Below are 13,571 nucleotides of genomic sequence, written 5' to 3'. Positions count from 1 at the left end.
CCCCTTCAGAGGTCTGCACGCTTTTCTCCATCACTTCTGCTGCCATTGGTTCCCTTGGCGATTCACGCTAACTTCATTGCTTCAGATTGGAATCTGGTGCTGGCTTTCGGTCGACGGCACGCTTCAGCCCCACCAAGATTCCAGCAAAGACCCGGCGGCGGAAACATGAAGCGTGACTCTCCATGCCGGAAAAGTTCGCCGCCTCCATTGTGGCAAAACACTTCTCCGCCATATCATTCCACGCCCCGGCCCCCAGATGCTTTGCGGCGGATGCGCAGGCGTTAAATACCCAAGCGTCCGAGCGCACCATGTAATATCGGGGCTCCACTCGCGAACCGTCTTTGTTTAGAACGGCTTCAAACGAAAATCCGTTCCAGGCATTCGCACGAATCCACTCGAACACTTCCTTCGCCACCCTCTCGTATCCCGGACGAAACTCGCGCAACACAACGCCGGCCTCCAACATTCCTGGTATAACCGAGGAAAGCCCCCACAAGTGGACCTGATCCTTGAAGTAGCGCGGATCGTTTGTATACGGAATAATTGGATGGCGTTCATGCAGCGCCGCCACATGATCCGCAGCGTCACGGATGATTCGCTCCTGAACCAAGTCCGGGGTCAACTGCTGCGCCAGTGAATGCATCTCAACCTGTTGCATCTGGTGATAGTAGTCGATCTTGACTCTCCGGTGCTCGTCCCAGTCGTTTCGCGATTGATCGCAGTAGTACCAGAAGCGCCCGGGCATATCCTCGGCACGGCTCATGACGCGATCGAGATACCGTAGCATGCCGCGATAGATGCCGATGAGTTCGTCGTCCCCATCGAACACGCCCAGATATACACCAAGTGCGCCGCAGGCAAAAGATGTTCCGTTGTAAACCATGGTCTCGTTAATGGTATACGGGCTATACGGTATCGCGACCTCGTCGGCACCCTGCAACTGCGCATGCGTACGGATCCATTCCGCCGCCCGTTTCGCAGCACCGGCCACCAGAGCTGTCCCAAAAAGCCGTCCGTATTCGCACAGAGCCACCAGGCCCACCAGCTCGGGCGAAGTAGAGTCACCGCGCTTATGTAAACGCCCGAAATTGAAGTCGTATCCGATATCAAAGCCGCCATCGGGCTGCTGGATCGCCAGAAGCAGTTGGAGCACCCGATCCGCGCGCTCTTTCCAGCGCTGATCTCCGGTAGATTCCCACATGCGACAGCAACCGAGCAGCACCTCGTAGATGGTCTGGCTACAGTGGCGCACACGCGGTGGACGCAACGCAGTGTTCAGCACCAGAAGCCGCGCCATTCTCTTGACACTACCGATCATTTCAAGCATGCTCCTCGCCAGTCATGCCAATGATCTTGGCAGGAATGCCGCCCACACAATTTCCCTCCGCCACATCCCGGGTCACTACGCATCCCGCCGCCAGCAGACAAGACGGGCCCACGGTAACCCCGGCAACCACGGTCGCTCCGCCGGCAATCCATGTACCCCTGCCGATTGATATCGCTCCACCCTCGCCAGGGGCAAATCGCGCGCTACCATCAGAGAAGGTGTGGTTCGATGAAACCATGCGTACAAAGGGCCCGAGCATCACTTCATCATGGAGGTGTACGCCGCCACGAAGGCCGCTGATCCACGATCCATGTCCGATATATACGTCGTGGCCCACCTCAATGCCTGAGGGATGCTCCAATTTGGCCATAAGTCCCACTTGAAAGTTCCGGCCACATGACTTCAAGAATGGTCTATAAAAAGTACCCCGGATGCGGCAGCCCCAGGCGTTCTCGGGAAAAAGCTGTCCCAATAGTTCGAGCAGTCGCATCGGCATTGCGGATACAATTGCCCGAAGGGCGCCGTAAATTGATTTTGGAGTCCGAAGAAGTGTCATAAATCAACAATCCACGGCACGCGCGCCGTGCCTTTTTCCAGTTACGTGAACCGTCTTTCCCCGTCAGCGCCACATAATCTCATACCGCCCGTCCAGCGGGGCTTTTGCGCTTCCGCAGAATCGCCCTGATTTCGGATGGCCGAAACCCGATGGTGGCCAGAAATGTAAAACTGGAAAGCAGAAAGACCAGAGCGGCCAACGGCAACGGGAGGGGAGCCCTCATCGTCGCCAAAAGCGCGCAGGCGAACACCACCGCCATTCCGACCCAGAATTCCGCGGGCGGCGATAGCCGTACGGTATCAAGTCGCCAACGGACAATAGAGAAGAGGCCTGTCTGCCCCGATACAATAGCCGCAGCTTTCCCCGCGATCACGGCATAAGCCCCCCAGCGGCTCAAGAGCCACAACGTCACGGCAAGCTGAACACCGATAAGCAAAAGACTATTGGCCAAAAACAGGCCTGTCCGCTCTTTGGCCATGATTAACATACTGTTGACACTGCCCAGCGCGCCCGCATGGATCGCGGTGGCGAGGGCAAGTAGGTAGAGGTGACGCTCTCCGCACCAGCCCCCGAACATCGACGCTATGGGGTAGCTGAAAAGTATGAGAAAAAGGGTAATCGGCGTGCTCATGACCAGGATTGCACGGCACAGCTTACTGTAGGCGCGACAGAGCTCGTCACTATCTCCGCCTCCCACCATGTGAGAAAACGATGCCAGCATAACCTGTCCGATACGCTGCGGAACAAACGTGATGAGTTGCGCGCACTGGAGCAGGATAAAATAGGTCCCAAGTTCGGAGGTGCCAAGCGCCCCGAGTATCAGCAGTTGATCGATACTTTGGTAAGCGAAGGTGGCAATGGAATTACAATGGACAAAGGATGAGAAGCGCCAGAAGTTGGGTGGCAGAAAACAGCGCAGGCCAGATCGTGGCAATTGCCGGAGCAGGTACCAGCCGCCAGCAGCGAAAACGAATAAGTTTGCCGCGCCCGCCACAGCCGCCAGCATAGGAATTGAGTGGGCTACCATACCCTGTGAAAAGAATAGCGAGGCCAGGGTGGAAAAGAGGCAGATAGCAAAAAGTTGAACTTGACCGAGCAAAGAGGACATACGGAATTCCATCAAGCCCGCCAGAGAGTATATGGCCATCTGAGCCAGAACAACCACGGGGGCTATGAGAGAAAGCAGGCGCAGCGTCGCCTCATCGACCGGTTTCTGGATTAGTGCCGTAACGAGGGTTGGAAACGTGTTGATTGTCGCGATGAAGACGCCTGAAAGCGTAATTGAAATCAGCCCATAGGCGAGTATAAACGCGAATTTGTCTTGCTTGCGCTCGATCTTGGGAAGAAAGTTTGTGACGACGCTTGGTCCGCCAAACAACACAAAAGTGACCACAATTTGGATGAAGAGCAGTATGATGGCGTAGTTACCCACGACCGTACCGTCATCGCCAAATCGACCTAAAATCCAACTCCGATAGTATCCCAAGGGAAGAGCCGCTGCCGAGGTTAAAGTGACCCAGAGGGCCCCCCGCGTGGCAATGCGCTTGATGTCCGGCCGGGATGTCTCGCGGGCATGCATGGGTGTGCTCACATTAAGATTCCATCGGGTGATACGGAGATCGCAAGTGCACGATCTACGAAACTCCGCCAGGAATAGTCGGCCCGTGCAACCGCGCGTGCGCGCACGGACATGGTTTCGTAGGTGACATCGTCCAGCGCCAGGATCGCGTCGATTTTTTCTGCGAGCGCAGCCGCCGATACTCGGGTGGCCACGCCACCGGTTTCCCCGTCCCGAAGTATCTCGCTGGTCGCGGTGAGCACCCGGTCGCCATCGCCCGCGAATCCCACAGCGGGCGTACCGCATGCAAGAGACTCCAGATAGACCTGGCCAAAAGATTCCGTTGTTGTGGGCAATACTGAAACACGGCTGATCGCATAGAAGCCGGGAAGCATCTCCCCCTGCGAACCTGCAAACAACACGCGGCTCGAAAGACCCTTGCGCTCCGCATAGGCACGCAAGTTTGCCTCGTCAGGTCCCGCGCCCACCAACACAAGTCGGGCGGGAACCTTCAACAGAGTCATCGCATCTACCAACATGGGTATATGCTTCGAGATCGAAAGTCGCCCCACGTAGAGTACAGTCGGGTCGCCTGGGAAGAGTTGAAAATCTCGTGCCAGCCTCGGGTAGTAACGGGCGCCATGCTCGGGCGAGTACAGTTCCGAGTCGACTCCCGGTGCGACAACATGGCATTTCCGTGCCCCGCGGGGAAATCCGCCAACCAGTTGCTTTCGCATGTTCTCGCTGAATGCCACGGCCGTGCTCTGCCGTGCAAGGGAGCGCTCAAGGCGCGCGGACGGAAAATAGGCCAAAGGCCACAACGCCATCAACAGAAGGCGCCGTTTCCACGGCAGACCGCGCGTCTGCAGGTACTGCCCCCGGCAATTCATTCTAGAATTGGTTGGGAAAATCTGGAGGAGAGGACCTCGGTATCCACCATCGCGTATTCCTTGGCCCATCGGTGCCGATCGCGACCAGACGGCGTCCGGTTTGAAGTCGTCTATTATAGGGCGGCTTCCTTCACGTGCGGCGGCGACTGTGCCACGAAGCCGGGCATGGGGCCAGCGTGAAGGCTGGTAGGGCTGACGTACAATAACGATTCCCTCGTACTCCATCCGCAATGGCTCCGACGGGGCCATCTGGAGGCAAAAGATCCGGACCTCGTGTCCCGCCTGCAACAACTCACGACCGATAAATCGGAGCGAGTTTTCCACGCCACCGATCACCGGATACGCCGCAGTGTTTGCAAGCAAGATTCTCATGAGTCTCCGTTCAAGGTACCGGCGCGGGGCACAGGGGACCATCAGGCCTTGCGCACTTTACCCTGGGGATCGGGTATTGTTCTTAGCGCGTTGCGCGTATCGACGACAAGCTGGGAATGTTCCAGAATGAACCGGAAGTCGTAGAAGCTGTGATCGGTGACGATCAGCATGCAGTCCTGTGAGGCCAGAAACTCCGGCGTCAACTCCTGGCTTACCATTCCAGGTAAATTAGGCCAGTGACGGGTCGCTTGAAGTACCGGGATGTGTGGGTCGTTGTACGTGACCGACGCACCCTTTCGGATCAGACGATTCATCAAATCGAAAGATGGGCTTTCTCGCGCATCATCCACGTCTTTTTTGTAGGCCGCACCGAGTACGCAAATCTTGCTGCCGCGGATCGGCTTGCCGCAATCGTTAAGCGCATCGGCAAGGCGGTTCACCACGTAGTTCGGCATACTCGTGTTGATTTCACCAGCCAGTTCGATGAAGCGCGTGGTGAGACCCGCCCGCCGGGCTATCCAAGTGAGATAGAACGGATCGATTGGAATACAGTGACCGCCCAGGCCCGGCCCGGGATAGAAGGCCTGAAATCCGAAGGGCTTCGTCTTCGCCGCATCAATAACTTCCCACACATCGATGCCGAGGCGGTTAAACACGACCTTGAGCTCATTTACCATGGCGATGTTTACGGCGCGGTAGGTATTCTCCACAATCTTTGCCGCCTCCGCGACCTCACAGGAAGACACGCGGATGATCTTCACAATCGCCTGACTGTACAACGCCACCGCCAAATCGGCCGAAGCATCGTCCAGACCGCCCACTAGCTTGGGAATGCCATCTGCGCGGAAATCGGGATTGCCTGGATCCTCGCGCTCTGGACTGTACGCAAGGAAGAAATCCTGGCCCACCTTCAACCCGCATGCTGCCAGAATCGGCAGCATGACGTCCCGGGTGGTGCCGGGATAGGTCGTGCTTTCGAGGATCACGAGTTGGCCCGCGCGTAAGGTCCGGGCAATGGAGGTCGTTGTCGACTCCACGTACGACAGGTCGGGCTCCCGGCTCTTCCCCAGTGGCGTGGGCACGCAAATGACGAGCACATCCGCCTCGCCCAGTCGAGACATATCGGATGTCGCCGTGAACTTGCCTGACTTCGACCATTCCTGAAGCCACTCGGAAGGGATATGATTGATATAACTTTTCCCAGCCTGCAGGGCGTCCACTTTGCTCTGGTCCACGTCGTAGCCAATGACGTTGAACTCCGCCCGGATAAAGGCGCGGATCAGGGGAAGCCCCACATAGCCAAGACCAATCACCCCTATGCGCGCGGTCTGGTCGTTTATCTTGCTCAGGAGTTCCTGGTACATCAGTCAATCATTCCTTGCGGGTTCGGGACGCATACCATGGTGGACGTTGTGCTCAACCACCGGGGAATTAGCGATTATCTGTCTTATCGAACGTTATATCTGCTTATGGCGCCGGAGTGGCGCCCAGATCGGCAAACCAACCCAAGTCGGGGCGCTGCCCGAAGGGGCCCACGTAGCCCCACTTCCCTTCGTCATTCTTCTTCAGCTGGGAAAAAAAGGTGTGCACTCGGTAGGGAACATTCGGCAGCTTGGTGTAAGTTTTCTGCTCCACTAACTGGTAATCCCCAACGTTCCACTCGGCAAGCTTGGGTTTCAGTCCATAGCTGAGCTCGAAGTACTTGTTGTCGGCCTGGCCCACCCCCTCCAAGTAGTGTTGGTGCGCCTTGTCCGGCCAGCCGCGCAGTATCAACTGCACGTCTTCTCCCGCAGGAAACTGAATAGCCTGCTTCTTCTTGAAGAGCCATTTGAAGGAAAAGTTCTCCTTTTGGCCCTCCGCCGATGCGGTACCGTCGAGTTTCCAGTTGAAGGCCACCAGATCAAGAGCGTCGTTGATCGGGCGGACCGGAACCTTGGCCAACAGCTCGGTCTCTTTCGCGGAAAGCGCGCCATCCACTTCGGGGCTTCGCTCGGTGCCGGCAAGATACTCCTGGCGTACGGCATACCACGAAAACATGTCCTCTGAGGCGGCAACTTTTGCCAGCGTCGCGGAGAAATCCGCAGCGGGCTTTTCGGCGACGGAGGCCGATGTTTTGACCTCCGGGGTAGCCGGGGTGGGCTCGCCCGTCTTGGCACCACATCCCGCAAGAACGATGGCAGCGCACATGAGGGCACCGGGGCATAAAATCAGGCTGCGGAAGGGAAAAAAATGCTTCGATATCATGATGTAGATCCTGTGATTGCTGCGAACTGTATCAAAAAGCTCGCTGGGTCAAAAGGGACGCCTGCGCCGCGTGAAGTCTGCCCGCAAGCATACATGATCCGCGCCCACGCGGACAATTCGGGGACCGCAGCGCCCGAGAAATAATCAGGAGGCAACTAGCCTGTTCAAGACTTGGGGCGCAATACCGCAATTCCCGCCACGGCCACACAAGCCAACACCACGGCCATCAACGTGGTCCCGAGCACGATTTTGCTTCCGCCCATGGCCAGACTGTTTAGGTCGGCCTCTGCTTCGTAAAGGATAGTCGTTCCAGTGCGGGAGGCGTTCTCGGCCGTGACCTGAAGCAGCGCGGCGGTTTCGGCTTTCGCGGCGATAGCGGTGCGAACATTTTTGGTCTTCTCAACTTCGCGGGACAGCGCATCCAAGTCGAGCTTTGCCAGCGCCAACTCGGACTCCAAAGTGGTGGCATCCGCCTCAAAGGCCGCCAACCGTTCCTCGCGAGTTTTCTTTTCTTCCACTTTGCGCAGATTGTCGGCCTCAAATTCTTCCACTCGCTTTATTTCCGCGAGATAGTCCTCGCGAAGCAATGTCAGATTGGTATCCGTATCCTTCAGGGCATTTTCCCGGCGGGTGACTTCCTGCTTTATCGCCCCAATTTCGGCGTCCAGCGCCTCGATCTGAGCGGTGACATTTTCGGCCGTTCTTGTCAACTGCGACACGCTGCTCCGAATCGTTTCGATTTTGGACGCGGTGGAAATCGCCAGTTCACGGGTGGACATGTAGACCGGATTGACCATTTCAGACTTCAGCGATCCCAGGGAGCTAATCTCAGAGTCGGGATTGTTGACCGCCGCATCCCAGAGGGCATCGTCGGTGATCGCCTTATCGAGCACCATAGTCTCCGGCAACCCTTCAAGTTCCTTCTGCAGCGCCGCCAGGGAATCCTGCACCGAAGGCAAATCGTCTTCCGCCTTGGCCTTATCGGCAAGTATTCGCACGATATCAAGCTGGTAATGGGCCAGTTTCGCCTCCTTGCCGAGAAGATTCTGCTCCAGCCGGTAGTCCCTTAGCGCGGTCGTCTGCGCCACCTTCTGGCTAACGAGCGCCAGCACCCGCTTGGCGCGATCGGAGAGATTGTCCGTTGGAAAGGGATAGGGCTGGTTCTGGATGGAAGAAGACTCCGCCACCGTGCCGATCCACTCCCCGGCATGCTCCTGTTCGAGGATGCGACGGCGCCCTTCCCGTATCTCAATCGCGTTCACGGCGATCTCGATATCGAGGTCCAGCACAACCCCCTCCATTTCGGAAATCTTGAGGGCGAGCGTTTCCCGCTGCGCAGTTTTCAGGGCCACGTTCGCCTCGAGCGTCTTCTTCGCCAGCTCATCTTCCAAGCGGGCCAGCGTTTCGTTGCTCTGCTTATACATGTCTCCGATGAAATCGTCTACGGCCGTGACACCCTGGGTGTACAACTGCTTGCTCTTCGCTTCCACAATCTTTGCCCACTCGTTGGCAATGACCTGGGCGTCGTTGGGATTCTCGGCCCGTGCGCGAAGCACGAGAATGGGAAGCAGTTCCACGGAAGTGCCGCTTCGGCGGGTCTGCTGGCGCTTAACCTCCGTAAACAGGGAATTTTGAAACCCGCGAAACACGATGTCCCGATCAGGGGTGCCGCCCTGCCACTTTTGCAGCTTCTTCTGGTCCCAGAGGGCGTCGAACAACTCGCGCATGGTCGACGTGGAGTCGGTGAGCAATTGAAGGGTTTCCACGGAGAGTATGGGGGTGTCTTCCCGCGCCCCCTCTTCCGACAGGTCTTGATCGATGGCCGATTCAGGCTCGCGGATCATCAGCGCGGCCGATGCCTCGTATACATCCGGCTGAGTATAGCCGATCAGGGCCGAAAGGCTCCCGGCCAGCACGGCCACCGCGATAATAATCCACTTGCGGCGATAGACTTCGCGAAGCAGTTCCAGCAAGTCGAGTTCGTCGGTGCTCACCTCGGTATGGTGCTTATCTTTCATGCTTCTTTCCCGCTCCTCCCGCTGGACAAAATATTGGCCCGCATGGGCCGGAGCCAATGATGCGGTCGAATCCCGGTGGTGGATGCTGGTTCGTAGCCCCCGTTGACGGCCACAGCATCCGCCTGGTGGGCGGGGCAAAGCCTTGAGGCCAATACGGATAGTGGAAACCGCGAAATTCTATCACGTTCCGTCGCGCCACTTCCAAGCCGACCATCCGATTGAACCCTTAAGCACCCGCCGTTTATACTCTTCGTGGCATGGCGAAGTGCCGCCGGGTGACGTTCATCTGTGCAAGAAGGGCAATATTCTTGAGTTCTACAATGTTGACACAGATCATCGGCGCGCTTTTTGCGGGGTGTTTGATCAGTACCGTGATGCTGGTACCCGGCGTCATGCGCTTCGCCCAGTGGATCGGAGCCGTTGATCGCGGGGGCTACCGCAAGGTTTTTCAGGGCCAGATGCCCCTCCTCGGCGGGCTCGGCATTGCCATACCCCTCATCGGCCTCGGATTCGGCTCGTCGCTGTCCGGAAGCCTGATTCTCCGCTATTGGCCCGTGGTTCAGGATCGTTTCCCCGATCACTGGGGCCTGTTCATGTCCTTTTCCCAAAGCCGCTCCGATTTCCTCATGTTGGCCCTGGGCGGCATGGGCATCATCGTTCTGGGCATCGTGGACGACACCAAGGGGATGAAGGCGCGCTACAAGCTCCTCGGCCAGATTGCCGTGGCGACCTTTCTCTGTCTCGGCGGATTCAGCATCACCACCCTGGGTCTTCCCTTCGTCGGCACCATCGATCTCGGCGTTTTCGTCGGCTCCGTCTTCACCGTGTTCTGGGTCGTGGGACTGATTAACGCCTTCAATCTCATCGATGGCGTGGACGGACTCGCCTCCGGCATTGCGTTCGTCGGCGTTTCCGCCCTCGTTGTTCTGGGCCTGATCCAGCAAAACGCCTTCGTAACCTTCGCTGGAGCGGCCATGGCCGGCGGTCTCCTCGGCTTCTTGTTCTATAATTTCCCCCCGGCGCGCATCTTTCTGGGCGACACCGGCAGCATGTTCCTCGGCTACATGCTCGCGGCCATGTCCCTCGTCGGGTCCCAGAAATACGAAGCCGCCGTTATCCTCTTCACACCCATGCTGGCCCTCAGCTTCCCGATCTTTGAAACCCTCATCTCCATCGTGCGCCGCTACCTCCGGGGCGTGCCCGTCTTCATGGGCGATAACCACCACACCCACCACCGCCTCTTAAGCAAGGGCTACTCCCAGCCGCGAGTCGTGCTTACCCTCTATGGCGTCGCCGTGCTCCTCGCCACCGCCGCCGTCCTCGCCGCCGTTGTCCCCGAAAATTCCCCCTGGGCGTTCACGCCCTACGTCCTCTTCGGGAGCACACTCGTCTCCATCGCCTGGCTCGCGGGCTACCTCCGGCCCACCACCTTCCGCCGCATCATCGAGCGCCGCAAGCGCAATCGCGCCTACCACGCGCTCGCGCACTATGCCAACCTTTGCCTCAACAGCAGCGGGCGAGCGGCCAAAATTGAGGTGTTGTTAACTTTGTGCCGGCACGAACTCGGGCTTGCCCATCTCGAGCTTCAGTTGGACAGCGGCGCCGTAATCATGTCTTCGACGGACGCGGCCCATGCCGACGGTGAACCGGCCCCTGAACGCCTCCGCGTCAAATCGTCCGACGACCAGAACATATTCATCTTCTTCTCCTACGAGCACACGCCCGACGAGAATCGCCGCCAGGATGTGAATGCGTGCCTGGCTGGTATCTTCGACCAGCTCATGCTTGATCGGGCGGTCAGACCGGCCCCCAGAAAGGTGCCCGATACCGAGCATATTCTGGCGGAGTCGGAATAAGCGCAACGAAGAACCTTCGTTGCGCTTATCTCTTCGGTCGAAGTTATTTCCGCATCAGCCACACCTCCGCCACCTGACAGCCCCGGCCCGCGCCACCCGCACCCGGGGTAAGGTTCCACTCCAGTACGAGCGCGCCATCCGCCGTGGCCGCCACCGGCACATCGAACTGTACGGGCGCGATCGGCATGGGCTTGGCCATGTAGTCATGGATCGTGTGGGTCCCGTCGGCCGTCAGGCGCAATTGCGCCTTAAGATTGTCTCCCGTGTAGGTCGCCTTCACCACGTACTCCGCCGACGGATCCAGGCCCGTGTACTCCATACGCAGGGGGTGATCCCGCAGGGTTTCCGCATAGGTCGCCCAGCTCATCCGCCAATCCGGGGCCGACTGCATCGCATCGTGGGCTGAGGCGCGCCGCTCCGGATCGCCTTCCCAGCCGACGCCCGGCGCGAGGTGGGGCTGGGCGCCCGGCTGGCCGAGGTCGTCGTAGTAGCCGCCGGGCCCGGGATTGTCCCAATTCACGATATCGGCAAGGGCATCGCGCTTCCCGCCCTCGCTCTCAATGGCTCGAATGGAATCAAACCGGGCATTCAGCCATACCCGGCTGTTCAGCGGATAGTCGATAAGATCGAGGTTCGCGCCGCGCCGCACGGCAATCGCCTGGTAGCGGGGGACACTGAGCTGCATGCGTACGCTCTGATACAGCGCCTCCGCCATCTCAAACACGCGCGCGCGCACATCCTGGGCCACGGGCTCGGTCAGCGCCCGATCGAGGATCGCCGACGCCTCGTCCATGGCAAGTTCGGCGCCCAGCCGATCCGCCTGGCGAAGGACGTCCATGGCCTGGCGTTCGAGTGCGGTCTCGTGAATCAGCCGCAGCCGGTTATAAGCATCGTAGTTCGCCCGGTAGATGGCCTGCTGGAATCGCCACTTCAACTTCACCTGAGGACTGGCCTCGCGGAGCATTTCCTCAAACTGCTTCCAGGTGGTCTCCACGCTCGAATTTGTAAGGAGTGGCCCTATCCAGTTCCGTTCGAGGGACATCAGGCCCTGAGCAAAGGGCTCTTCCAGTTCGGGCCCGATGAAGTAACGCGCATAGTCCCGCAAAATTTCGAGCACGTCCTCGTCCGGATTCCACCCCAGCCCACTCCACAGGATCTTGTTTGCGTCATCATTGCACCCTTCGGAATAGGTGATAAATCCCGAGGTGAGATCGTTCGTCAAACGAAACACCGAGGCGAACTGGGTCGGGCGCGGGTTGATAACTTCGCGATTCTCCGTAAGCCCGTAGACCGGGTCCCAGTGGGGCACCGAATACTGGCTCGCGATACTATGGGTGATGTCCGGGTAGTGCCGGATGGGATAGTCGGCAGGCACCCGCTGGCGAAGCGTGGCAAGATCATGAAAATTCTGGGGTCCGTACACGATACCACTGAGCCACCGCGGTCCGGCTTCCATCAGGCCGTAAAACGCTTCCGTACCCTCGGCGTCGAAGCTCTGGGGTGACATCCACATGGTCGCGTCGGGATGGAACTTTTTCAGGTTGACCGTCTGCTTTTCGAGCAGACTGAATAGCACGGAAGGCGGTGTGTGCCCCGGGTCGCCCCCCGGAACAAAAATCGTGGTGATATAGGGCAGGCGGGCAAAGACTTCGCCCCATTCCTTGAGGGCGAGATCCACCGTCTCCGGCTTTGTGTAGTCCTCGTCCATGGCCGGGTACCAAATCCAGAACTCGATGCCGTAGTCCTTTGCCAATTGGGATACTTCCGCCATCATATCGATCTTGGTCAGGGGGAAATGGGGACTCTCATCCGCATCGTCTGTGCGGGGCGGCATGACTTCAACGGCGTTGGTACCGAAAACAATCAGGTCGCGAAAATATTGCTCCCACATGGGCACCGTCCAGCCATCGTAGGAATTCACCTTGGGCCGAAATCCCATCTGGTGACCCCGCATCGCTACGGCGGGGGCGGTTTCCAAATCAATGGGGCCATCCAGCACCACCGCCTCGCGCGTCATTCGCAGTTCGCGGAGGAGTCGACCGCAACCAAACAGCACGCCGCGGGCATCGTTCCCGAGCACAAATACGGTCGCAGCGCCCCGCCCCTCCACGCTCTTCAGCCGGAAACCTTCAGGCTTATCGGGTGTGGCGACCCCGAGCCCGGTGGCCCAATCACCGCCGAATTCCGCGGCGACGGACTGGGGACCAACAGCGACCACGGGCACGTCTTCGGCCGGCCAGACCTCCTGGACTGTCCAACGGGCCAGCGATCGGGCCGCCACTTCGTCCACGAGCATCTCGACGGCATGGCGCTCCGGCACCGTGAGCCCCGGAGGCGTGACGACAACGGCATGATAAAGGTCAAGGGGTTCGGCGGCCCGAGCCGCCGGTACACCGATGAGGAGGGTAACAACCAGAATCGCTTGGAGGCACGAAAATCGAATGTACATGGATACTCCCTTTGCCCGCGGGGCGCTCACTACGCGTGGAATACACAGCAACGCTCTATTTAAGCAAATGGCGGACAAAGGGGCAACAAAAAAGGCGCGAGCCCTCCAGGGGTCAAGAGGGCTCGCCGGGACTACGGTACGCAGTGCGATGCGCTTACCGAAGATTAGCTGTCTTCTTAGTTGTTGCTGTTGTCGTCGCCACCGTTGTCATCAAAGCCCGTGTCATCGGAGCCGCTCGTGTCGCCACCGTTGTCATCAGAGCCCGTGTCATCGGAGCCGTTCGTGTCGCCACCGTTGTCAT

The 13,571-nt window shown here is 58.7% G+C and carries 10 protein-coding genes; 1 reads left to right on the top strand and 9 read right to left on the bottom strand.

What is annotated here, in order from left to right; genetic code table 11:
- Positions 1–73: 73 nt before the first annotated feature.
- From JNK74_15340 to JNK74_15310, 7 genes are all read right to left on the bottom strand, one after another.
- A complete protein-coding gene (locus tag JNK74_15340) occupies positions 74–1,327 on the bottom strand; it encodes a hypothetical protein (protein ID MBL7647559.1) in 1,254 nt (417 codons plus the stop codon).
- Positions 1,320–1,883, bottom strand: a complete 564-nt coding sequence (locus tag JNK74_15335; protein MBL7647558.1) for an acyltransferase — start codon at positions 1,881–1,883, stop codon at positions 1,320–1,322. The genes JNK74_15340 and JNK74_15335 overlap by 8 nt, the downstream gene beginning before the upstream one ends.
- Before the next feature lie 79 nt (positions 1,884–1,962).
- Positions 1,963–3,474, bottom strand: a complete 1,512-nt coding sequence (locus tag JNK74_15330) for a lipopolysaccharide biosynthesis protein (GenBank protein MBL7647557.1) — start codon at positions 3,472–3,474, stop codon at positions 1,963–1,965.
- Complete coding sequence (locus JNK74_15325; protein MBL7647556.1) at positions 3,471–4,703, bottom strand: glycosyltransferase family 4 protein; 1,233 nt, start codon at positions 4,701–4,703, stop codon at positions 3,471–3,473. Before JNK74_15325 ends, JNK74_15330 begins: the two co-directional genes overlap by 4 nt.
- A 41-nt stretch (positions 4,704–4,744) precedes the next feature.
- Complete coding sequence (locus JNK74_15320) at positions 4,745–6,067, bottom strand: nucleotide sugar dehydrogenase (protein MBL7647555.1); 1,323 nt, start codon at positions 6,065–6,067, stop codon at positions 4,745–4,747.
- Positions 6,068–6,170: 103 nt separating this feature from the next.
- On the bottom strand, positions 6,171–6,890 hold the full coding sequence (locus JNK74_15315) for a hypothetical protein (GenBank protein MBL7647554.1): 720 nt from the start codon (positions 6,888–6,890) through the stop codon (positions 6,171–6,173).
- A 221-nt stretch (positions 6,891–7,111) separates the two neighbouring features.
- Positions 7,112–8,965, bottom strand: a complete 1,854-nt coding sequence (locus tag JNK74_15310; GenBank protein ID MBL7647553.1) for a hypothetical protein — start codon at positions 8,963–8,965, stop codon at positions 7,112–7,114.
- A 320-nt stretch (positions 8,966–9,285) separates the two neighbouring features.
- On the opposite strand from JNK74_15310, the gene JNK74_15305 reads away from it, so the two are divergent.
- A complete protein-coding gene (locus JNK74_15305; protein ID MBL7647552.1) occupies positions 9,286–10,821 on the top strand; it encodes an undecaprenyl/decaprenyl-phosphate alpha-N-acetylglucosaminyl 1-phosphate transferase in 1,536 nt (511 codons plus the stop codon).
- A 43-nt stretch (positions 10,822–10,864) separates the two neighbouring features.
- Here the strand turns inward: JNK74_15305 and JNK74_15300 are convergent, their stop codons facing one another.
- Entirely contained in the window at positions 10,865–13,270 is a 2,406-nt protein-coding gene (locus JNK74_15300; GenBank protein MBL7647551.1) for a hypothetical protein, read from the bottom strand.
- Positions 13,271–13,446: 176 nt separating this feature from the next.
- On the bottom strand, positions 13,447–13,571 hold a 125-nt coding region (locus tag JNK74_15295; GenBank protein ID MBL7647550.1), incomplete at its 5' end, for a copper-binding protein.

This window comes from Candidatus Hydrogenedentota bacterium (assembly GCA_016791475.1).
Classification (GTDB): Bacteria; Hydrogenedentota; Hydrogenedentia; order Hydrogenedentales; family JAEUWI01; genus JAEUWI01.
Note: the sequence above shows the minus strand (reverse complement) of the source record. Positions and strands in the feature narration are given on the sequence as shown.

Coding starts and splice junctions, on each gene's coding strand:
- JNK74_15325 (MBL7647556.1), bottom strand. CDS start 4,703: ATGAGAATCTTGCTTGCAAACACTGCGGCGTATCCGGTGATCGGTGGC.
- JNK74_15310 (MBL7647553.1), bottom strand. CDS start 8,965: ATGAAAGATAAGCACCATACCGAGGTGAGCACCGACGAACTCGACTTG.
- JNK74_15315 (MBL7647554.1), bottom strand. CDS start 6,890: ATGTGCGCTGCCATCGTTCTTGCGGGATGTGGTGCCAAGACGGGCGAG.
- JNK74_15305 (MBL7647552.1), top strand. CDS start 9,286: ATGTTGACACAGATCATCGGCGCGCTTTTTGCGGGGTGTTTGATCAGT.
- JNK74_15340 (MBL7647559.1), bottom strand. CDS start 1,327: ATGCTTGAAATGATCGGTAGTGTCAAGAGAATGGCGCGGCTTCTGGTG.
- JNK74_15300 (MBL7647551.1), bottom strand. CDS start 13,270: ATGTACATTCGATTTTCGTGCCTCCAAGCGATTCTGGTTGTTACCCTC.
- JNK74_15335 (MBL7647558.1), bottom strand. CDS start 1,883: ATGACACTTCTTCGGACTCCAAAATCAATTTACGGCGCCCTTCGGGCA.
- JNK74_15320 (MBL7647555.1), bottom strand. CDS start 6,067: ATGTACCAGGAACTCCTGAGCAAGATAAACGACCAGACCGCGCGCATA.